Here is a 19,184-nt window from a genome sequence, read left to right as displayed (position 1 = left end):
ACTCTCGATCGGGGGGCGCGAGCGTCAGGCCGCGAGCTTCGCGGCGTGCTCCTTGGCGGCGGCGATGGCCTTGGCGCGCGCCTCCGGCCCCAGCGCGACGCCCTCGGCGCGAACGAACGAGACGTCGGTGATGCCGAGAAAGCCGAAGAAGCTCTGCAGATAGGTCTCCTGATGATCGAGCACCGCGAACGGCGACCCGGCGCTGAAGATCCCGCCGCGCGCCGAGGCCACGATGATCTTCTTGCCCTGGCAGAGGCCGACCGGACCGCGCTCACCGTAGTTGAACGTCTTGCCGGGAACGGCGAGACGATCGATCCAGGCCTTCAGCTGAGAGGGGATGCCGAAATTGTACATCGGCGCACCGATGACGACGACATCGGCGGCAAGAAACTCCTCCATTGCTGCGAGACCGGCGCTGAGCTCGCTGCGCATAGCGTCATCAACCGGCGCGCCCTGGAGGCCCGCCATGTAGGCGCCGGACAGATGCGAGACCGGATCGGCCGCAACATCGCGATAGGTCACCTCGGCCGCGCCAGCCCCCGACAGGACCGCAACGATCTCGGCCGACAGATCCCTCGTCACCGAGCCAGCGCCGGCGATGCTCGAATCGATGTGAAGAAGCTTCATGGTCCCTCCAGGCTCGGGCGGTCGCGCCGTCGTGCTGCTGGACCATGCGAGCTTGCTGTCAATCCGAAAAGACAATATAAAACGATATTATCCATCGTTTTGGACGATATTAATGCTCGATGGCATCTCGCTGGACCAGCTCACAACGTTCGTCACCGCGGCGGAGGCCGGCAGCTTTTCTGCGGCCGGCCGCAAGCTGGGGCGTGCACAATCGGTCGTCAGCCAGAATCTCGCCAATCTCGAAGCTCAGCTCGGCGTTCAGCTGTTCGATCGCAGCGGGCGGTATCCCGCCCTTACACCGGCGGGCCGCGCCCTGCTCGCGGACGCGCGGGCCGTTGCCGAGGACCTGGCAAAGCTGAAAGCGCGGGCCCGTGGGCTTGCGGCAGGGCTCGAGCCGGAGTTGAGCGTCGCGGTCAACGTCCTGTTCCCGACTGCGGTCCTGACGGAGGCGGTCGGCGCCTTCCAGCAGGAATTCCCGACCACGCTCTTGAGGATTTCCGTCGAGGGCATGGGGGCCGTGATCGAACCGGTGCTCGAACGGCGCTGCGCGTTTGGCATTCGCGGGCCCCTGCTGACTGATCATCCCGATCTGCGCAGTGAGCCGCTGCGCGGCGTCCGCTATCTGATGGTCGCCGCTCCGCGCCATCCGCTGGCCAGACATCGCGGCGCCATTCCTCCGGATGTGCTCAGCGAGCATGTCCAACTCGTCCTGACCGATCGCTCGCGCCTGACCGACGGCAAGGATCTGCGGGTCTACTCGTCCAGGACATGGCGGCTCTCCGACCTCGGTGCGAAGCACGCATTCCTGCGTGCGGCGCTCGGCTGGGGCGGGATGCCCCATCACGTGGTCGAGCCCGATCTCACGAGCGGAGCTCTCGTGCCGCTCGTGCTCGAACAGGCCGAGTGGGATACACAGATCAAGATGTCCGCCGTCTATCGGACCGATACACCGCCCGGCCCCGCCGGCCGATGGCTCATCGAGCGTTTGAAGCAGGCGACAGACGCTCGTGAGAGCTTCGACCAGCGGTCTGGAATTGTCACATTACGGTGACAGTGTTGGACCCCGCCCCTCAAGTGAGACACGATAATTTCAGTGACAAGCATTCCGAGGAAGACCTGTGGCAATACAAGGAAAGACCCGTAAACCTTCTTCACCCGTCTTCGCGCTGACGCATCCCGACCTCGACCATTGCCGGGGGGCTCAGGAATCTGCTCAAAAGGGTCACGATCAAGGAGAATCTGGCACACACCTCGAATCTTCGGGGAACACGTCGCCCGCCCGAGGGAAGACGGGCTAGAATTGGCGACGAACGGATAGGCATGGCGCGGTTCCGCCGCCCGCCGTCCACTGGAAGGAATACGGCACACCTTCAGTCGCGGCGACGGTCGGAGAGTCGGCGCCTTAGGAAATGGGAGGTGCAGGCTTCGATTGCTCCGTTCCTGATTCTGAAATCCGAATTTTCCGATCGCACTGGAATGCGCACCCAGTCTTCATCTTACCTAAGAGGTCACGCGGCGGCTTATCCAGCGACTTATTGAGGGTCCTCATAGGAGGCGACGCTTTGCAGTACCTTCAAACACCCTTCCCTATCGCCGAATGATCCGGTTGCTCAAACGCCTGCGCGCGCCTCCCGATTTTTTCCTCTAGTTGTATAATAGGTACAGACAACCTGAGATTCTTGCAGAATGATCTCCCTGCTTCATTGACGCGGGGGCGGGAAATTGAGCATTTGGAAAGCTGGCAAAAGCCTGGCCGTGATGGGCATTGCGTTAGCATTCTCGGGCTGCGGTCTTCGCACCCCGGAAGTTGTACTAGGAAGCGACCCGAACGCAGCCTCATTCTTCGTGAATGCCGTCGTCAATCACGTCAGATGCGAGCTCCGGTACGCGATCCGCTACGCTGTCTGGTACGACACGGAAAACGCGCGCATCCAGAGGGATCATCTGCGTCGCATTCCCTGGATCGAAAAGTGGGGAGCCAAGCTTGCCCTCAAGTTGCTGGTCAAGGAGAACGGCTCCGTCAACCCGACCGTTTCGCTCATCTCTCCTCTGCCGCTTGACCAGAGCTACACCACGGTCTTGGGGGGATCGGCATCTTCGCAGGCGACGAGAACCGTCAATTTGGAATTCTACTTCGACTTTGCCAGCGAATTCCTCGGAGCTGATTTTGATCGCAGACAGCCACCGGAAAAGTGCGTTCCGCTCGGGACTTTCCAAATTGAAGGCGATTTAAAAATCGCCCAATTCATCGACATGGCGACGTTCCCGTTCTTCCTACCCGGCAACATCAGCGCGAAGAAACCCGAAGCGACATCGCAAGAAATCGAATTCGTCACATCCGTCGACGGCAACATCTCACCAACGTGGAAGCTCATACGCGTCGGCGCTGGCGGCAGCTCGCCCGGGATGTTGGACGGCGCGCGTAGCAATACCAACGACATCATCGTCAGCATCGGTCCCACCTTCGGAGGCGAGCCCTCCGAGGAGCTCGACAAGACGCACTTCCTGGCAAGGCAACAATCGAACTTGTTCTCTTCCTCTCGACGCTAATTATGGACTCAGTTGATTTTCCGGAGTACCCGCATGCCAAAAAATAGGCATATTCCAAAGACTGCAAGCGAAGCCCGACGACGGCGGTTCAAGGTGGTCGACACGGTCGACGTGAAGGCGATCGAACGCGGCCTCATGATCAAGCACGACACCGAAGCGACAGACCCGTTAGTTTGGTGCGGCCCGTGCGAGCCCAACGGCTATCGCCGCTGCTGCTACAAGGACCCCCAGGGCAACTGGATCTGCCATAGCGTGCCATGCGGGCTTTCGCTCGCCACCGACTGAGCTCCCTACATGACGGCGCCTACGCTGCCGCTACAGGGCGACTTCGGGACTGGCGATGTCGGGTTCTGTCGAGACGATTTCTCACCTGAATGGGCGCGGAGGAAATCCCCGCGACCTGCAGGAGGTTCGGCAAATGTGAGTGATCGAACGAACTTTTTCGTCGCAAAATGCGGCCCGTAGTGGCAGGAAGACACCATGTGAGTGCTCCACCGGGGTGCTCCACCGTAAAAGGTCGGCGGTTCTGGAAGCGGCTGATTTTGAAGGACTTTTCCGCTGCTGAAGATCGGTGGCGGAGAGAGTGTCCGGCACAACGAGATAACTAAGCTAAGGATATCCTTAGGTAAAGCTTCATAGCCAGTCCAAAAGATACCCGTCTTTCTACCCGGCGCCAAAGAGCTGTCGGCGCCTCGCGTACCAGCTCTCATGATGGAACCGATTGAGCGGACTTGGCAGGAAAACCCGATCCGAAATGACGCCGGGGCACCCAGTTAGCAACCCCAACTTCAGCCTCCTTCAGCGAAGCAGGTCGATTATGGACTGAATACGCTCGTATTCCGCGCGATTGGCGATGGGGCGATTGCCGGCTCGATCCGGGCTGGCGGGCTTGTGGCCCAGGCTGCGGCCCCATCCCCCGGCAAACGAGCTGCCCAAGAGCACGGCGGCAGGTTCCCAATGTCGTCCGACCGGATGCTGTAGATGAGTGACGCCAAAAAAGGCGGAGCTCTTCGCCGCGCCCCTTCATCCGCCGCCACAAAATATACAGCCGCGATCGCTGATCAGGCTGCCCGCACAGTGTCGAGGAAGCGATCCACTTCCATCTCAAGAAGATTGCTGTCGCCGGACAGCATCTGCTGCCGTCGAGAGCACCGGCACTAAGGCATCCATACTTACGTACTCTTGAGACAAAATATGGCTTTCGCCATCGCGCTCCCAGCGCGCAATAGCCAAGCACCAGCGAGATTCGGGCCCCTCGCCAAATCGCTCCAAGACGTTCGACGCCGAGCCCTCATCGCTTCTCCGGTACGATGCGAGTTGCTGCTCCGCTTCGGTCTGCACCTTGATCTGGAACCGCTCATGTAGCCAATGGCGAACCAATTCCAGCGCGCGTCGCGCCGGTGATGCCGACGGTCCTCCCTTGGGGATCGATGAGCACGCCTGGATTCATGATGCCGCTCGGATCGAGGACGCTCTTGGCCCCGGCGAACGCCTGTCGGACCAGGTCCGGCACCTCTTTCTCGTAACCGCTCCGATGATCCCGCCCAACAGCGTGATGGTGCGTGCTGGTGCCGCCATGCCGGATGACCGCTTCGTTACAGGCTGCCTTGATGTCGCGCCAGCGCGCCAACGCATTCCCGATCTTTCCGTCACTGTCGCCCTGCGCCATGAAGGTGAAATAGGGAGCTGGGCCGTCGGGGTAGACATGGGTGAAGCGGCAGGACAGGCTGGTCCTCGCGCCCGTCACCCGTTCGATGGCATCGGCGACGTCGGTGCGAACGCCGTCGTAGAACGCGTCGAAACCGCTCCAGGTCACGGCGCTCTCGAATGTGTCCAGGATGGCGCCAAGCCTGGTCGTCTCGTCACGCCAATACGGCATGCGCAGAAAGGCGTTGCGCCATTCGCCGGCCGAACCTTCCCGCTGGGCGCTGCTGCCGTCATCGGCGCGCAGCGAGCGCTCCAGCTCGGCCGCATCCCATGCACCGTCGTGATCGGCGGCAAGCTCCAGCGCCCTGGCGATCCAGGCGTCGAGCGGATGATCCGAGGATTCGAACCCAAGAATGAGGGTCGGCGTCTTGCCGTCCCCGACCCTCGCAAACGCGACTTCCGCGGCGTCGAGCAGCCGGCAGTTGGTCGGCTGCAATCCGGACTGCGACAGCGCGCGGATGCAGGACACCGCCTTGGCGACCGTCGCGAACCGCACCGACGCCGACGCTCGGAAACGCGGCCGGTCCTGCAGGCGCATCCAGGCTTCGGTGATCACGCCGAAGATGCCTTCCGAACCGATCAGCAGCCGATCGGGAGCCGGACCTGCGCCGGAGCCCGGCAGGCGCCTCGTCTCGAATACACCGGCGGGCGTTATGACCCGGGTGTTCTCCACGAAGTCGTCGATATGGGTGTACAGGGTCGCGAAATGGCCGCCGGCTCTGGTCGCGATCCAGCCGCCCACCGTGCTGAACTGGAAGCTCTGCGGAAAATGCCTGAGCGTCAGGCCGTGCGGGCGCAGCGCCGCCTCCAGCGCCGGGCCGAGCATGCCAGCGCCGATGCGCGCGGCGCGGCTCGTGCGGTCGATCTCCCGGATATCGTTGAAGCGCTCCATGTCGAGCGACACGGTGGCATCGTAGCTGGCGCCGACGTCCGGCTCGACGCCGCCGACGACACTGGTTCCGCCGCCGAACGGAACGACGGCGACGTTGGCGCCCGCGGCCCATTCGAGAATGCGCGCGATGTCCTCCTCGCTGCGGGGATAGGCAACCCAATCTGGCGCGTGCGGGGCGTGCCGCATCCACATCCGGGCGACGTCCGCAAAGCTCTTGCCGTAGGCATGCGTCAGGCGGTCGTAAGGCGTCGCCGAGAGAATGTCCCGCAAAGCTTCGGGAGCCGGCTTGCGCGGCGCGCGCAGCGCGAACTCCTCGAGCCGCGGGGCCACGAGATCGGGACCCGGCCGGCCGAACGCCTGGACCAGCCGCCGCGCGGCGACGGTTTCGGCGGCGGTGAGACCGTCGTCGAGATAGCCCCAGCCCCAGAAGCGCTTCTCGGGCAACAATGACAGCGTCGCAGGCCTCGTCATCGCACGACCTCACTGATCAGCACCACCGGGGTGATATCCGTATAGCGCGCAACGTCCGCCATGATGTCCTTGCCATGGACAGCCATTCCGGCCTGAAAGCTTTCGAGGCTATCGAACACCATATGCGCCGCGGCCACCACAGGCGGCGACCCGCCGGCGCCGTCCGACAGACATCTGTCGATCTCGACATAGGCCAGCCCATGCGCCTTCAGGCGCTCGCGCAGCAGCGCCCGATGCGTGTCTTGATAGTAGCCATGATCGAAGCGGGCGTTCGCCTTCGCAGGATAAGTGACCGTGACGCGGATCATTGGGAGGTCTCCTCTAGAGTTGCTGCAGCCATGTCCCGAAGCTTTACCTTGTCGATCTTGCCGACGGCGGTCAGCGGAAGCGCGCCGACGATCCGCAGATCGACCGGCGCGGAAATCGGATCGTTGACGATGCGGCGGCACTCGGCCAGCAACGTCGGCTGATCGCTCGCGGCGTTGTCCCGCAGTGTGACGAACGCGAAGGGCACCTCGCCCGCGCGCGGGTCCGGCCGCGCAACGACGGCCGCGGCTGCAACGGCGGGATGGCCGAGCAGGCTCTCTTCCACGGCCCTGGGATCCACGCTGTGGCCGCTGCGCTTGATGAGATCCTTGCTGCGGCCGGAAATCCAGAAGAAGCCCTCGGCGTCGACATGGCCGAGATCGCCGGTGGCGAGCCAGCCCGGAGCCGCAAACGCTTTTTGCGTCAGATCAGGATCGGTGTAGCCCCTGAAGACGTTCGGCCCGCTGATCAGGATTTCGCCTGATTCTCCACCGGCGCAATCGCGCAGCCATCGACCCTCGTCGTCGAGCCGCGCGACCTTCATCTGCTGGTAGGGCAAGCGGAGACCGATCGAGCCGATGCGGCGCGGACCGCGCACCGGGTTGAGGCTGCTCACGCAGGTGCCCTCGGTCAGGCCATAGCCTTCGAGAATTGTGAGGCCCGACCGTGCTTCGAAATCGCGCACGAGTCGCTGGGACAGTGGCGCGGAGCCGCAAATGGCGAAACGGAGCGAACTGGTGTCCGCGCCCGCAGGATCGACCGCCAGCAGCGCGGCGTAGACCGTGGGCACGGCGCTGAAGGCGGTGGCGCGGAAGCGCTCGACGATGCGCCAGAAGCCGCCGATGACGTCCGGATGGCGGAAGCCTTGGGCACCCAGCAGCACCAGTTGCGCGCCCTGCAACAGCGGCGCCAGGCTCAGCGGGATCACCGCATGGACGTGAAACAGCGGCAGGCCGACCAGGACGACGTCAGAGGGATTGAAGCCGACGAGATGCGCGACGACCCACGCTTCGTACAGCTGATTACCGTGGCTATGGGTGGCGATCTTGGGCGCCCCGGTGGTGCCGCCGGTGTGAAAGCGCGCAGCCGGACTCGCGTGGGTCAGGTGGGCGCCGAGCGCGGATGGCGCCGATGCCGCCGCGACCACGGCCTCCTGCAGGGTCGTCACCGCAACCCCGTCCGGCATTCCCTCGCCGCCCTCGCCGATGACCAGGACATGGCGCAGGCCAGGACTTACGGCCGCCACGCCGCACGCGGTCTGCCACACAGCAGGATTGCGCGACGGGCCTTCGACCACCAGGGCCCGACAATCCGCTCCCCGGACGATCGCAGCCGCGACGTGCTGGGGAAGTGCGGGGTTGATCGGGCACGGGATCCCGGCGATCTGGCCGCCGAGATAGGCACAGTAGAATTCGGGAACGTTGCCCAGCAACAGTCCGATCGACCGCTCGCCATCGGCAACCGATAGCAGCCATTGCGCGACGGCTTCCGCCTGCCGGTGCAATTCATCGAAGGTCCACGCGTCGATCCTGCCGTCATGGCGGTCCTCGACCAGGACGCTTAGCGCGACCTTGTCGGCATGCCGCCGTGCCGCGGCCTCGAACGCCTGCCAGATGCTGGCATGCTGCAGGCGCGCAGCGAGGGGAGCCTCCTGCTCGATTGCCTCGATCCCTGCGAGATCGGCGACACCTGGATGCTTCATGGCTCACCCCCGCAACGCCTGGAACAGGTCCTTGCCGAGCACCGCCGAGGCGGCGATGAGCCCGCCGACCATGGCGCCGCTGACGCCAGCACCCGCCACATCCTGTCCGCTGAAAAAGAGCCCGCGAACCGGACCCGGCCCGCGCATCCAGCCTTGTGCGAAGCGCTCCGGCGTTTGCGCGTAGGACATGAAGTCGCCATGGCGGCGGCCGAGGAAATGATTGAAGCTCAGCGGCGTCGCCAGCTCCGCATGCACGACCTTGCCGCGCGTCTGCGGATAGAAGCGGTCGATTTCGGCCAGCATCTCTGCGCTAAGCCGCGCCTTCAGCTCCTCATAGTCGGTGCTGCGCCGCTTCCACGCGCTGTCCGCAAATGGCGCAAACAGGTCCCAATGGGTCAGGCTGCAGATGTCGATGGTCGAGCGCCCCGGGTAGCGCTGCGGCCAGCTCGGATCCTTTGCCGACGGCTGCGAGATGAAATGCAGAGGCATCGGCCGGCTCGCCGGCGCTTCCGCAAAGCGCTCCCAGTTCGCGACGAGATCGACACCGGGATGCGCCCACACATTCGCCGGGTCCATGCCGAGTTCGTCGTTCGGCGCCGAAAGGCCGATGTTCAGCATCACGTAGCATTGCGACGGCCGCAGCACCTGCGACTTGGCCTTCAGCCCGGCGAGGCCCGGTGCATCGACGTCGGCAAGCATGCCGAGCGTCTGGTCGATGCCTGCGGCGCTGATGATCGCGGGCGCCTCGATGACCTCGCCGTCGGCCATCTCCACCCCGACCGCCACGTCGTTGCGCACGACGATCCGGCGGACCTCGGCCGCGACGAGAACGCGCCCGCCACCGTCGCGGATCGTCTCCGACATCGTCGCCGCAATTCGCCCCGATCCGCCGACGGGATAGCTCGCGCCCTCGATGTAGTGCTTGATCACCATGGCATGCACCGCAAACGACGCCTTGCTCGGCAGCAGCGCATAGTCGCCGTAATGTCCGCAGAGGACCGCGATGAGCTCATGGTCCGACGTCAGTTCCTTCAAGACCTCGAGCACCGTCCGCCGCGAATAGTCGAGGAATGCGGCGCCTGCGCTCGCGCGCTCGGCACTGATCAGGTCCGGCGGCAGAGCGCGGTTGGCGAAATGCGCCCGGGCCGCACGGTTGGCGCCGACGATCAGGTCGACATAGGCATCGATGGCGCCCGCCTCGCGCGGAAAATAGTCTTTCATGCGCTCCTTGAAGCGCCCCGTGCCGGACACGTAGTCGTAGGAGCGGTCGCCGATGACGATGCGGTTGTAGACATCGGGCATCGGCGCCCAGGCCAGTCGCCCGCCCGTGACACGATCGAACAGCCGCGCCAAACCGCTCGAGGCGCGATGCACCTCGCCCATGTAATGGAGGCCAGCATCCCATTCGAAGCCATTGCGCTTGAACACCTGCGTGCAGCCGCCCGCCACCGCATGCCGTTCGAGCACCAGCGTCCGCTTGCCTTCGGTCGCCAGAAGGGCGGCAGTGGTCAGGCCGCCGGCTCCCGAGCCGATCACGATCGCATCGTAGGCGCCATCGAGCGCGCCGCCGGCGCGTTGACGCTTGTAGCTCGTGTCGGCCGTCATGGTCCCCTCCCGCCTTTTCTTATGGTCGACAACGATGCCGCATGCGGCCGGCACTGGACATGAGACAACGCGCCAATCACTATCGATGACACGCCAACTGCCGCCCCGGACCGCCACATGCAGACCGTCATTTCGTCCTGGATTTCGACGATGCTGCAGGAGCTCAGGCATCAGGGACTCGGCCCGCGGGAACTGGCACCATGGCTCGCCCAGGTCGATCGCACCGCGCCGACCAGGCAGCTGCAGCAGGTGATGGTGCGCCGCATCTGGCGCCACGCCATGATGGTGAGCAAAGATCCGCTGCTCGGCCTCAAGGTTGGAGCAGCCCTACCGCTGCAGGCGATGAACATCCTAGGCCTGATCATCATCCACAGCGCCTCGCTGAGGAAGGCGCTTGCGGCGACGGTCAGATACCAGAGTCTGATCAGCAATTCCGGCCAGTTCTCACTGACCGTTTCAAAACGGACTGCGCAACTGAGCTACACGGTCAACGATGGCCCCGTTTCCATGCATCCTGCTCAGATGGATTCCGTCTTCGCGGGCTATCTCGATGTGCTCTACCGGTCCGCACCGCGCCTGCGCCCGGAGAGTATCGCGCTTCCTGGCGCCGACAAGCGTGCGCAGAAGAGCTACGAGCAGCACTTCGAGTGCCGCGTGATTCTGGGAGCGGGCCAGCCCCGCATCTGCTTCAGGACGCAGGATCTGGACCAGCCGTGGATCGGTGCGGATCAGGACCTGCTGCGAACGCTCGTCAGCCGTGCCGACCTTGCGCTGCAGACACGCGGGCGGGCCGACACGCTGGTCGATCATGTCGTCGCCAACGTCACCGCGAAGGGATTTGACCGGGTCACTTGCGCAGACGTCGCGCGATCGATGGGCTTGAGCACGCGGACGCTGCAACGGCGGCTCACCGACGTCAACACGAGTTTTCGCAAGCTGGTCGAGGCGGCGCGCATGGACGAGGCCCTGCGGCTGATGAATGATCGCGACTTGTCGCTCTCGGAAATCTCGAGGCGCCTCGGCTATTCCGAGCCCAGCGCATTCTCGTTCGCGATCAGGACCCACTTCGGGGCGACACCGCGCGCCTTGCGCGACCAGATTGCGGGGCCGAGCGGCACGAACCATGTTGCCCATACGCTCCTCCCGAAATAGGAGGTGCAACCAGCGCCATGTGCTCGACCAACTCACAACGCAGCCTTCAGCGGCTTCCCTTTGCTCTGGCGCGATAATCTCTTGCAGAGATCCCGAAGCGATCGCGGAACGCGTGGCTGAAATGGCTGAGATCATTGAACCCGTGCCGCATCGCAATGTCGGACACCGTCTCGCCCTTCAAGTGAGGATCGCCGAGCGACGTTGCCGCGCGTTCGATGCGCCGCCGCCAGATGTACCGCGACAGAGAGAGACCTTCGGCCTCCAACAGCTTATTGATGTACCTTGAAGATAAATTCAGTGCGATCGCGACCTGCGACGCGTCGAGCTGGTGATCGTCGGCATGCCGTTCGACGTAGTCCTTGACGCGCAACAGCGCCGCAGCTCGATACTCCGAGAGCGGCAAGGGGACGCCGAGCACGGCTTCGTCGAGGGCCGCGCGAAGCAGATCGCTGAAGTTCTGAAACACCTTCTCCGATGAAGACGCGCCGAGGAGCGAAGCCGTCTCGCTGAAGCTCACGGCGTAGGCAAATAACATCGGACAGAGCTGACTGATCTTCGCAAGACTCAGTGCAGTGACACGATGAATTCGCGTTGCGCTCTGGGCAAAGGTCGAACGGGGGATTCTAATCGACGCTACGTCGAAGGGCTCTTCGAAGCGGATTCCATAGGGGCGTTCTGCGTCGCAGACGGCGCCATCGCCAGCACGCAGATGAACGGTACGTCCATCCTGCTCGACCAGCGCCTCGCCCCGAACAACGAAGTTGAAGATGAGCGTCTCGTCCCCGGAACGGGCGATTGCGGCGGGCAGACGCGCAACGCGGTGAGCCGAAGCGCGAATGCGCGAGATCGCCAAACGGTCCGTGATGACGCTGTTCAGCGACGCATCGAAACGGACACGCCCCACGGGCTGCGGATCGAGATCGACGATCGCCTTGCAGACGACGCCGTGCCAATAATCGAACCTGTCGCGCTCGCACAGTCCTGCAGTCGTCGCGTGGATGACTTCTGGGGCCCGACACTCTTGCTTTGGTTGCATGGCCTGCCAACGCCTATCTGCCTGTGAGCCTGGGTACTCCACCGTCAGGGACAGCTACTCAGCTTAGGCAAGATCCATGCCCGCTTCTAGCGCCATTCGGCCTGCCGGGGACCGATTCAGCCAAGTTTTCAAGCCGAACCAGCCAAGTGAGGCTTCAAGGACCGCTCCATACTGCGCCACCGCCGGGCCTACCGGCCAAAGCATGACGGAGAATCTCATGACAAGGCACACCCAAGGACCTGACGTCGGCTCGCAACCGCTTCCCGACCAGAGCAAGCGTGGGTTCATGAAGGTCGCGGCGGCCGCGGGGGCCATGGCGGCGCTCGGCCGCAACAGCCTCGCCTGGGCGGCGAACAAAGATACCATTCGAATTGGCTACATCAGCCCGAAGACCGGTCCATTCTCTCCGTTTGCAGAAGCCGACGACTTCATCCTGGCCCAGGTCCGCAAGTCGCTGTCGGATGGACTTACCATTGGCGGCAGGACATACGCGGTCGAGATTTTGGCGCGCGACGACCAGAGCAACCCCGATCGACAGTCCAACCTCGCTGCAGAACTGATCAACAAGGACAACGTCGATCTGATGCTGGCGCAAGTCGCCATCGGTCCGAACGCGTCGCAGCAATGCGAGCTCAACGGCGTGCCGTGCATCTCCACGGTCGGCCCCTGGCAGGCCTGGCTATTTCCGCTCAAGGGCGACCCGTCCAAAGGCTTCAAGAACGTCTTCCATTTCTTCTGGGGCCTCGAGGACATCGTCGCCGTGTACCAGGATATTTGGAAGGACGTTCCGACCAACAAGGTGGTCGGCTCGTTGTTCACCAACGACGTCCCGGGCAATTCCATGGGCGACGCCAAGATGGGGATGCCCGCTGCGTTTGCCGCCGCTGGCTACAAGATCGTCGACATCGGCCGCTTTCCAGTCGGCGCGGACGATTTTTCCACCTTCATCCAGGCGTTCAAGAAGGAGAACGTCGAGATCGTGACGGGTCTGTTCAATCCGCCGGAATGGGCGTCCTTCGTCAAGCAATCCGCGCAGATGGGCTTCAAGCCGAAGGTTGCCACGATCGCCAAGGCCCTGCTGTTTCCCGGAGCCGTTGAAGCTCTCGGTCCGAGCGCAAACGGGATGTCGACGGAAATCTGGTGGACGCCGGCCTACCCTTTCAAATCGAGCCTCACCGGCCTGACCGCGCGGCAACTGGCCGATAGCTACGAGGCGGCGACGAAGCGCACCTGGACGCAGCCGATCGGCGTCGTCCACGCGCTGTTCGAAGCGGGCATTCAAGCGCTCAAGGACAGCGGAAATCCGAAGGATCCGACCAAGGTCGCCGATGCAACACGGGCGATGAAGCTCGACACGATCATCGGGCGGCTGGACTTCACTGCCAGCGGCATCAAGAACGTGTCCAAGATCCGCATCGTGGGCGGCCAGTGGCGGGTCGAGAACGGCAAGACCGACATCTACATCACCAACAATGCGACCGCGCCGGAAATCCCGGTTCAGCGAAAGTTCGAGATCCTCTGACATTCGAAGGCGGTCCGATGCTGCTCGAACTTCGTCACGTGAGCAAACGATACGGCGCCATGATGGTGGTGCCGGATCTGAGTCTCTCCGTCGCGGAGGGAGATTTCGTCGGCGTGATCGGGCCCAATGGCGCCGGAAAGACGACGGTGTTCGGGCTCATCTCGGGAGGGCTTCGCTGCGACGCCGGCGCGGTTGTCCTGGGAGGGCTCGACGTCACCGCGCTGGGGGCCGACGAGCGGTGCCGCGCAGGGATCGGGCGCACCTTTCAGATACCCCATCCGTTCCAGGGGATGACGGCCTACGAGAACGCGCTCGTGGCCGCGACTTTCGGCGCCGGGCTGCGCGGGCGCCAGGCGCAAGCCCTGGCGCGCGACGCGATCGAACGCTGCGGCCTCGAAGCCGCAGCCGATATACTCGCGGCAAGGCTGACGCTGTTGCAGAGAAAGCGGCTGGAGCTTGCACGGGCCATTGCTACACGGCCGCGGCTGCTTCTGCTCGACGAAGTCGCCGGCGGGCTCACCGATGGAGAGATGAACCAGCTGCTGCAGCTCGTCGTCTCCATTCATCGGAGCGGAGTCACCGTGCTGTGGATTGAGCACCTCGTCCACGCCCTGGTTTCGGCAGCCGGCAGATTGGTCGTTCTTGCCGACGGCAGGCTTCTGAGTGACGGAGATCCCGGCTCCGTCATGCAGGACCGCGCCGTGCGCGAGACCTATCTCGGCTCTGATATCGACGAGGAGCTGACGCATGCTGAGCATTGAGAGCGTCGACGCCTATTACGGACTCTTCCAGGCGCTGTTCGGTCTGAGCTTCTCGATCTCTCCCGGCGAGACAGTGGCGCTCATCGGCTCCAACGGCGCCGGCAAGTCGACTTTGCTCAAGACGATCGTCGGCGCAGTGCGCGTGCGTCGCGATGGCGTGCGTCTCGACGGTCGCGATGTCGGCGGCGACACCGAGCCGCAGCAACTCGCACGCGGCATCGCCTTGGTCCCGGAGGGCCGCCGTCTCTTCGGAAGCCTGACTGTGCTGGAAAACCTGCAACTCGCCGCGCGAAACGGACGCGCCGGTCCTTGGACGATACCGCGGCTGATGCAGGAATTCCCGGTTATGAAGGAATTCCAGCACCGGCCATCGACAGCGCTGTCAGGCGGTCAACAGCAGCTCGTCGCGATCTCGCGGGCACTGGTCTGCAACCCCAACTATCTGCTTTGCGACGAAATCTCGCTGGGCCTCTCGCCGCTGGCGGTCAACGACGTCTACGGACTTCTGTCCCGGGCACGCGGCGATGGTCTTGCGGTCGTGCTCGTCGAGCAGAACGTGACGCGGGCACTGGCCGAGTCCGGCCGCTTCTACTGCATCCAGAAAGGTCGCGTCGCGCTCTCCGGCAAATCCGCCGATGCCGACCATGCCGCCGTCGCTCAAGCCTACTTTGGAATGTGAGATGCTGATCGCGCTCGAAACACTCATCGGCGGCCTGATGCTCGGCGCGCTCTATGCGCTGTTCGGGCTTGGTCTGAGCCTGAGCCTCGGCGTCATGCGGATGATCAACATTGCGCATGGCGACCTGATCGTCCTTGGCGCGTATCTCTGCAGCGTCGTGATGCAAATGTTTGGAATCGGTCCTTTCCTGTCGCTCATGCTCGTCGTTCCATTGATGTTCGTCATCGGCATGCTGCTTCAAAGCCTCCTCCTCAATCGCGTCGTCGGCCAGGGGACGCTATCTCCACTGCTCCTGACGTTCGGCCTCTCAATCGTGTTGCAAAACTTTCTGCAAGAGACGTTCTCGGCCGACACGCGAAGCCTTCAGGCCGGCGACATCGCTCTCAGGGGATTCGATCTCGGCGGCGTGTCGATCGGGCTGCTGCCCCTGCTCTCGACGGTCGTGAGCGTGATCATATTTGCCGGGACGAGTTGGCTCATCAACGGATCGCATCTCGGGCGGCAGGCCCGCGCCGTGGCGGACGATCCGGCGACGGCAAGGCTGGTCGGGGTCGATGACAGGAATTTCTATGCGCTGATCACGGGCTTCATTCTCGCCGTGATCGCGATGGCCGCGGTGCTCTACGGGATACGCACCCCCTTTGCCCCCACCTCAGGTCCCGAGCGGCTGCTGTATTCCTTCGAGGCCGTCGTGCTCGGGGGCCTCGGCAACATCTGGGGCACCTTCATTGGGGGAGTTGTGATCGGGGTCGCCCAATTGTTCGGCGCCAAGATCTCCTCGGGACTCGGTCCGTTCTTCGGCCATTTGGTGTTTCTCGTGGCCCTGCTGGCGCGTCCGGAAGGCTTGTTTCGGAGGATTCAGCGTTGAGCGATACCCCCACGATCATGCCCGCGGCCCCGAACGTGCTTCGGACTGCGATGCTTCCGCTCACCATGGCTCTGATCGGTTGCGCCGTCCTCGTTGCGCTGCCCTGGTACGCGAGCTTCGCCACCCAGCGTCTCCTCGTAGAAGGCTTCACGGTGTTCGCAATCGCGATGGCCTGGAATCTGCTCGCCGGATACGGCGGCCTGGTCGTGGTCGGACACCAGATGTTCGTCGGCGTCGGCGCCTACGCACTGTTTGCCTCGTCGAACTGGCTCGGCCTCAATCCGTGGCTCTGCCTGCCGGTCGCAGCGCTCGTCTCGGCGCTGTTCTCGCTGATCAGCTCGGTGCCCATGTTCCGCCTCAGCGGCGCGCACTTCGCCGTCGGGACCTGGGTCCTGGCAGAGATGCTCCACATCCTGACACTCAATACGAGTTGGCTGGGCGCCGGAGCCGGAATGCCGCTCGAGGCCCTCGGTGACTTCGACCGCTGGACACGCAACGCCGGCGTCTACTGGGCGGCTCTTGCTGTCGGTCTCGGCGCGCTGGCGATTGCCACGACCGTTCTGCACGGGCCGCTCGGTCTGGCGCTGATGAGCGTGCGGGACAACGAGGCCGCCGCCTTGGCGTCCGGCGTGTCCGTGCGCAGGGCAAAGCTGAGCCTATGGCTGATATCCGGGACCATGACCGGGCTCGCCGGCGCCGTGTCCTACATGAACACCCTGCAGGTGACGCCCGATGCGACCTTTTCGCTCAACTGGACGGCGATCGCGATCTTCACCGCGGTTCTCGGCGGCATCGGCACGCTGGAGGGACCGCTCGTCGGAACAGTGTTGTACTTCCTGTTGCGAGAGGTCTTCGCCGACTACGGCGCCTGGTATCTGATCGGCCTGGGGATGCTGGCGATTGCGACCATGGTCGTGGCGCCCGGCGGTGCCTGGAGCCTCATCGCGCGACGGTGGCCGATCGACCTCCTCGGAGTAAGGCGCAGCATGCCGCCCCTCTGAAGCTCACCTCTGAAACTGAACATTCGATCGAAAGGAAGACCAATGTCTCAGACGGCTTTCAAGGTTGGCGTCGTCCAGGCGGCGCCGGTGTTCATGAATGCGAAGGCAAGCGTCGAGAAGGCAATCGGCTTCATTGAGCAGGCTGGCGCAACCGGAGCCAAGCTCCTCGCTTTCCCCGAAGTCTGGATCCCCGGCTATCCCTGGTGGCTGTGGCTGGGGACGCCAGCGTGGGGCATGCAGTTCGTTCCCCGCTATCACGCGAACTCGCTCAAGGCCGACGGTCCCGAACTCGTCGCGCTGGCCGCGGCTGCGGCCAAGGCGAACATCAACGTCGTCATGGGATTTTCGGAGATCGACGGGGGATCGCTCTACCTCAGCCAGGCCCTCATCAGCGACACCGGTCAAATTCTGTTCAAGCGTCGCAAGCTGAAGCCGACTCATGTCGAGCGGACGCTGTTTGGCGAGGGCGACGGCTCGGATTTCCAGGTCGTCGAGACCAGCATCGGACGGTTGGGCGCGCTCTGCTGCGCCGAGCACATTCAACCGCTGTCGAAATATGCGATGTATTCGATGCACGAACAGATCCACGTCGCATCCTGGCCGTCCTTCACGCTGTACCGCGGCACAGCCTATGCCCTGGGACACGAAGTGAACCTCGCCGCGAGCCAGATCTATGCGCTCGAAGGCGGATGCTTCGTCCTGCATGCGAGCGCCATCACGGGCCAGGACATGTTCGACATGCTGTGCGACACTCCGGAGAAAACGGCATTGCTGAACGCGGACGGCGGAAAACCCGGCGGCGGATATTCGATGATCTTCGGACCGGACGGACAACCCTTGGTCGCGCATCTGCCGCAGGATCAGGAGGGAATTCTCTATGCCGACATCGACCTGTCGATGATCTCGATCGCGAAGGCCGCCTATGATCCGTCCGGTCACTATTCCCGCGGCGACGTCGTTCGCCTCATGGTCAATCGCAATCCGCGCCACACCACCGTCAAGTTCACCGAGGATCCCAAGGAGCGAAGTGCAGAGACGAAGGCGATCGATCTCGCCTGATCGGCTGGACTCTGCCGGCGAAGTCAAGGCGGTGATGCTCGGATGTGCGCTGCCCTACGGATTGGTAGCCACGGATGAAGTGGGCCTTGGCAACGGCATCGACATTGGCAAGCTCAACATCGACCGAAGCCCGGCGCTCATCGGGTGTTGCGACATCGGCAAGCTGGACTCCGGCCATGTCGACATGCAGCATCGTCGACGCCAGACAACCGCTGACGCCGCCCGCAACAATTCTCTCCGGGCATGTTCCGGTTTCGGCTGTCGTGCTCAGGCCGCCGTCGCCTGCGGCCGTTCTACGATGCGAACCAGCTTCAGCAAGGTTTCTGTCACGGGCGCCTGCATCCCAAGCCGAACCGCCTCGGCGACAACAGCCCCATTGATCGACCCGATCTCCGTCGCCCGCCCCGCCAGGACGTCCTGCAGCATCGACGGCTTGTGATGGCGATGGTGATCCAGCGCATGCGCCGTGGAATGATGAATGACCTGGATATCGACGTCGATACCGCCGGCGTGCGCGACGGCGGCCACCTCCTCCACGACCTCGCGAACCAAGGCCCGCCCCTCCGGACTGGCGCCGACCTCGCCGACCGTTCGTCCGGTGGTCGCGCAGATGCTGTTGATCGCCGCGTTGAACGCCACCTTTTCCCAGATCGAGATCATGACGCGGGGGTCCACAGCCGCATCGACGCCCCCCGCCGTGAAAGCGGCCTGCAGTCGTTGAAGCAGCGGATGCCGCTTCCCGTCCGCGGACATGAACCGCACTTTCCCTGGGCCGTGCGAGCCCACGTCACCAGGACCGTGGAAGTCGGCGGGATAGGTGGTCATGCCGACGATCACGCGCTCCGCAGGTGCGAACTCGGTGAGAATGTCCAGATTGCCAAGCCCGTTCTGCATGCTGACCAGGGTCGCTCCCCCCATGATCAGGTTTTGCGAAGCGCTCAGGGCAGCCCTGGTGTGCATGGTCTTGGTGAAAACGAGAACCACGTCGGGGGACCCGAGATTGTCTCCCGGTCGCCCGACGCGAAGACGGACCCGGCGCTCTCCATGGTCCGTCGCAAGCCGCAGGCCATCGCGATGCACCGCATCGAGATGCGCTTGGTTGATATCGACCAGACACACATCGGAGCCGCCTTCGGCCAGCAGGGCGCCGAACAGTGATCCCATCGCGCCGGCCCCGAGAACGGCCACTTTGAGCGCGGGCGAGGTGTTGGTTTGTTGATCTGTCATCGTCGCGCTCCAAGCGTCG

17 protein-coding genes are annotated in these 19,184 nt (G+C 63.7%); 10 read left to right on the top strand and 7 right to left on the bottom strand.

The genetic code is table 11. The features are described 5' to 3' along the window. Positions 1 to 24: 24 nt before the first annotated feature. Positions 25 to 627: an FMN-dependent NADH-azoreductase gene (locus tag QQL87_RS10190; protein ID WP_284417380.1), complete on the bottom strand. Its 603-nt coding sequence runs from the start codon at positions 625 to 627 to the stop codon at positions 25 to 27. A 112-nt stretch (positions 628 to 739) separates the two neighbouring features. Between QQL87_RS10190 and QQL87_RS10185 the strand changes: the two genes are divergently transcribed. From QQL87_RS10185 to QQL87_RS10175, 3 genes are all read left to right on the top strand, one after another. Next, positions 740 to 1,678, top strand: a complete 939-nt coding sequence (locus QQL87_RS10185; RefSeq protein WP_284417379.1) for a LysR family transcriptional regulator — start codon at positions 740 to 742, stop codon at positions 1,676 to 1,678. Between the two features lie 671 nt (positions 1,679 to 2,349). Continuing rightward, complete coding sequence (locus QQL87_RS10180; RefSeq protein ID WP_284417378.1) at positions 2,350 to 3,177, top strand: hypothetical protein; 828 nt, start codon at positions 2,350 to 2,352, stop codon at positions 3,175 to 3,177. A 33-nt stretch (positions 3,178 to 3,210) separates the two neighbouring features. Continuing rightward, positions 3,211 to 3,462: a hypothetical protein gene (locus QQL87_RS10175; protein ID WP_284417377.1), complete on the top strand. Its 252-nt coding sequence runs from the start codon at positions 3,211 to 3,213 to the stop codon at positions 3,460 to 3,462. A gap of 1,072 nt (positions 3,463 to 4,534) precedes the next feature. Here the strand turns inward: QQL87_RS10175 and QQL87_RS10170 are convergent. The 4 genes from QQL87_RS10170 to QQL87_RS10155 are packed head-to-tail and all read right to left on the bottom strand — an operon-like array spanning position 4,535 to position 9,860. Next, complete coding sequence (locus QQL87_RS10170; protein ID WP_284417376.1) at positions 4,535 to 6,247, bottom strand: FAD-binding oxidoreductase; 1,713 nt, start codon at positions 6,245 to 6,247, stop codon at positions 4,535 to 4,537. After that, positions 6,244 to 6,555: an EthD family reductase gene (locus tag QQL87_RS10165; RefSeq protein ID WP_284417375.1), complete on the bottom strand. Its 312-nt coding sequence runs from the start codon at positions 6,553 to 6,555 to the stop codon at positions 6,244 to 6,246. Before QQL87_RS10165 ends, QQL87_RS10170 begins: the two co-directional genes overlap by 4 nt. Beyond that, positions 6,552 to 8,255, bottom strand: coding sequence for an AMP-binding protein (locus QQL87_RS10160; RefSeq protein ID WP_284417374.1), 1,704 nt, complete (start codon positions 8,253 to 8,255; stop codon positions 6,552 to 6,554). The genes QQL87_RS10165 and QQL87_RS10160 overlap by 4 nt, the downstream gene beginning before the upstream one ends. A 3-nt stretch (positions 8,256 to 8,258) precedes the next feature. Next, positions 8,259 to 9,860: a phytoene desaturase family protein gene (locus QQL87_RS10155; protein ID WP_284417373.1), complete on the bottom strand. Its 1,602-nt coding sequence runs from the start codon at positions 9,858 to 9,860 to the stop codon at positions 8,259 to 8,261. Between the two features lie 150 nt (positions 9,861 to 10,010). Between QQL87_RS10155 and QQL87_RS10150 the strand changes: the two genes are divergently transcribed. Further along, positions 10,011 to 11,012, top strand: a complete 1,002-nt coding sequence (locus tag QQL87_RS10150; RefSeq protein ID WP_284417372.1) for an AraC family transcriptional regulator — start codon at positions 10,011 to 10,013, stop codon at positions 11,010 to 11,012. Positions 11,013 to 11,058: 46 nt separating this feature from the next. Here the strand turns inward: QQL87_RS10150 and QQL87_RS10145 are convergent, their stop codons facing one another. Then, complete coding sequence (locus tag QQL87_RS10145) at positions 11,059 to 12,048, bottom strand: AraC-like ligand-binding domain-containing protein (protein WP_284417371.1); 990 nt, start codon at positions 12,046 to 12,048, stop codon at positions 11,059 to 11,061. 217 nt (positions 12,049 to 12,265) lie between these two features. Here QQL87_RS10145 and QQL87_RS10140 point away from each other — a divergent pair, with 217 nt between their 5' ends. From QQL87_RS10140 to QQL87_RS10115, 6 genes are read left to right on the top strand one after another with little or no spacing between them, the layout of a single operon-like run. Next, positions 12,266 to 13,570: an ABC transporter substrate-binding protein gene (locus tag QQL87_RS10140; protein ID WP_284417370.1), complete on the top strand. Its 1,305-nt coding sequence runs from the start codon at positions 12,266 to 12,268 to the stop codon at positions 13,568 to 13,570. Positions 13,571 to 13,587: 17 nt separating this feature from the next. Continuing rightward, positions 13,588 to 14,331 (top strand): ABC transporter ATP-binding protein, encoded by a 744-nt coding sequence (locus QQL87_RS10135; RefSeq protein WP_284417369.1) that lies wholly within the window; start codon positions 13,588 to 13,590, stop codon positions 14,329 to 14,331. Continuing rightward, positions 14,318 to 15,010 carry an ABC transporter ATP-binding protein gene (locus QQL87_RS10130; RefSeq protein ID WP_284417368.1) on the top strand — a complete coding sequence of 231 codons (693 nt, stop codon included), beginning with the start codon at positions 14,318 to 14,320 and terminating at the stop codon, positions 15,008 to 15,010. The genes QQL87_RS10135 and QQL87_RS10130 overlap by 14 nt, the downstream gene beginning before the upstream one ends. Before the next feature lies 1 nt (position 15,011). Further along, the gene (locus QQL87_RS10125; protein WP_284417367.1) at positions 15,012 to 15,878 is read left to right on the top strand and encodes a branched-chain amino acid ABC transporter permease; all 867 of its coding nucleotides are present in this window, start codon (positions 15,012 to 15,014) and stop codon (positions 15,876 to 15,878) included. Continuing rightward, entirely contained in the window at positions 15,875 to 16,879 is a 1,005-nt protein-coding gene (locus QQL87_RS10120; protein WP_284417366.1) for a branched-chain amino acid ABC transporter permease, read from the top strand. The genes QQL87_RS10125 and QQL87_RS10120 overlap by 4 nt, the downstream gene beginning before the upstream one ends. A gap of 42 nt (positions 16,880 to 16,921) precedes the next feature. Continuing rightward, the gene (locus QQL87_RS10115; protein WP_284417365.1) at positions 16,922 to 17,938 is read left to right on the top strand and encodes a nitrilase; all 1,017 of its coding nucleotides are present in this window, start codon (positions 16,922 to 16,924) and stop codon (positions 17,936 to 17,938) included. A gap of 267 nt (positions 17,939 to 18,205) precedes the next feature. On the opposite strand, the gene QQL87_RS10110 is transcribed toward QQL87_RS10115, so the two are convergent. Continuing rightward, complete coding sequence (locus QQL87_RS10110) at positions 18,206 to 19,165, bottom strand: ketopantoate reductase family protein (protein ID WP_284417364.1); 960 nt, start codon at positions 19,163 to 19,165, stop codon at positions 18,206 to 18,208. Positions 19,166 to 19,184: the final 19 nt, after the last annotated feature.

Source organism: Bradyrhizobium sp. SSBR45G, assembly GCF_030159255.1.
Taxonomy (GTDB): Bacteria; Pseudomonadota; Alphaproteobacteria; order Rhizobiales; family Xanthobacteraceae; genus Bradyrhizobium.
The sequence above is the reverse complement of the archived record's forward strand: the minus strand, read 5'-3'. Positions and strand labels throughout refer to the sequence as shown.

Bases quoted from the DNA above. Each gene is read 5' to 3' on its own strand.
- QQL87_RS10190 (WP_284417380.1), bottom strand. From the start codon at position 627: ATGAAGCTTCTTCACATCGATTCGAGCATCGCCGGCGCTGGCTCGGTG.
- QQL87_RS10185 (WP_284417379.1), top strand. From the start codon at position 740: ATGCTCGATGGCATCTCGCTGGACCAGCTCACAACGTTCGTCACCGCG.
- QQL87_RS10175 (WP_284417377.1), top strand. From the start codon at position 3,211: ATGCCAAAAAATAGGCATATTCCAAAGACTGCAAGCGAAGCCCGACGA.
- QQL87_RS10170 (WP_284417376.1), bottom strand. From the start codon at position 6,247: ATGACGAGGCCTGCGACGCTGTCATTGTTGCCCGAGAAGCGCTTCTGG.
- QQL87_RS10165 (WP_284417375.1), bottom strand. From the start codon at position 6,555: ATGATCCGCGTCACGGTCACTTATCCTGCGAAGGCGAACGCCCGCTTC.
- QQL87_RS10160 (WP_284417374.1), bottom strand. From the start codon at position 8,255: ATGAAGCATCCAGGTGTCGCCGATCTCGCAGGGATCGAGGCAATCGAG.
- QQL87_RS10155 (WP_284417373.1), bottom strand. From the start codon at position 9,860: ATGACGGCCGACACGAGCTACAAGCGTCAACGCGCCGGCGGCGCGCTC.
- QQL87_RS10150 (WP_284417372.1), top strand. From the start codon at position 10,011: ATGCTGCAGGAGCTCAGGCATCAGGGACTCGGCCCGCGGGAACTGGCA.
- QQL87_RS10145 (WP_284417371.1), bottom strand. From the start codon at position 12,048: ATGCAACCAAAGCAAGAGTGTCGGGCCCCAGAAGTCATCCACGCGACG.
- QQL87_RS10140 (WP_284417370.1), top strand. From the start codon at position 12,266: ATGACAAGGCACACCCAAGGACCTGACGTCGGCTCGCAACCGCTTCCC.
- QQL87_RS10135 (WP_284417369.1), top strand. From the start codon at position 13,588: ATGCTGCTCGAACTTCGTCACGTGAGCAAACGATACGGCGCCATGATG.
- QQL87_RS10130 (WP_284417368.1), top strand. From the start codon at position 14,318: ATGCTGAGCATTGAGAGCGTCGACGCCTATTACGGACTCTTCCAGGCG.
- QQL87_RS10125 (WP_284417367.1), top strand. From the start codon at position 15,012: ATGCTGATCGCGCTCGAAACACTCATCGGCGGCCTGATGCTCGGCGCG.
- QQL87_RS10115 (WP_284417365.1), top strand. From the start codon at position 16,922: ATGTCTCAGACGGCTTTCAAGGTTGGCGTCGTCCAGGCGGCGCCGGTG.
- QQL87_RS10110 (WP_284417364.1), bottom strand. From the start codon at position 19,165: ATGACAGATCAACAAACCAACACCTCGCCCGCGCTCAAAGTGGCCGTT.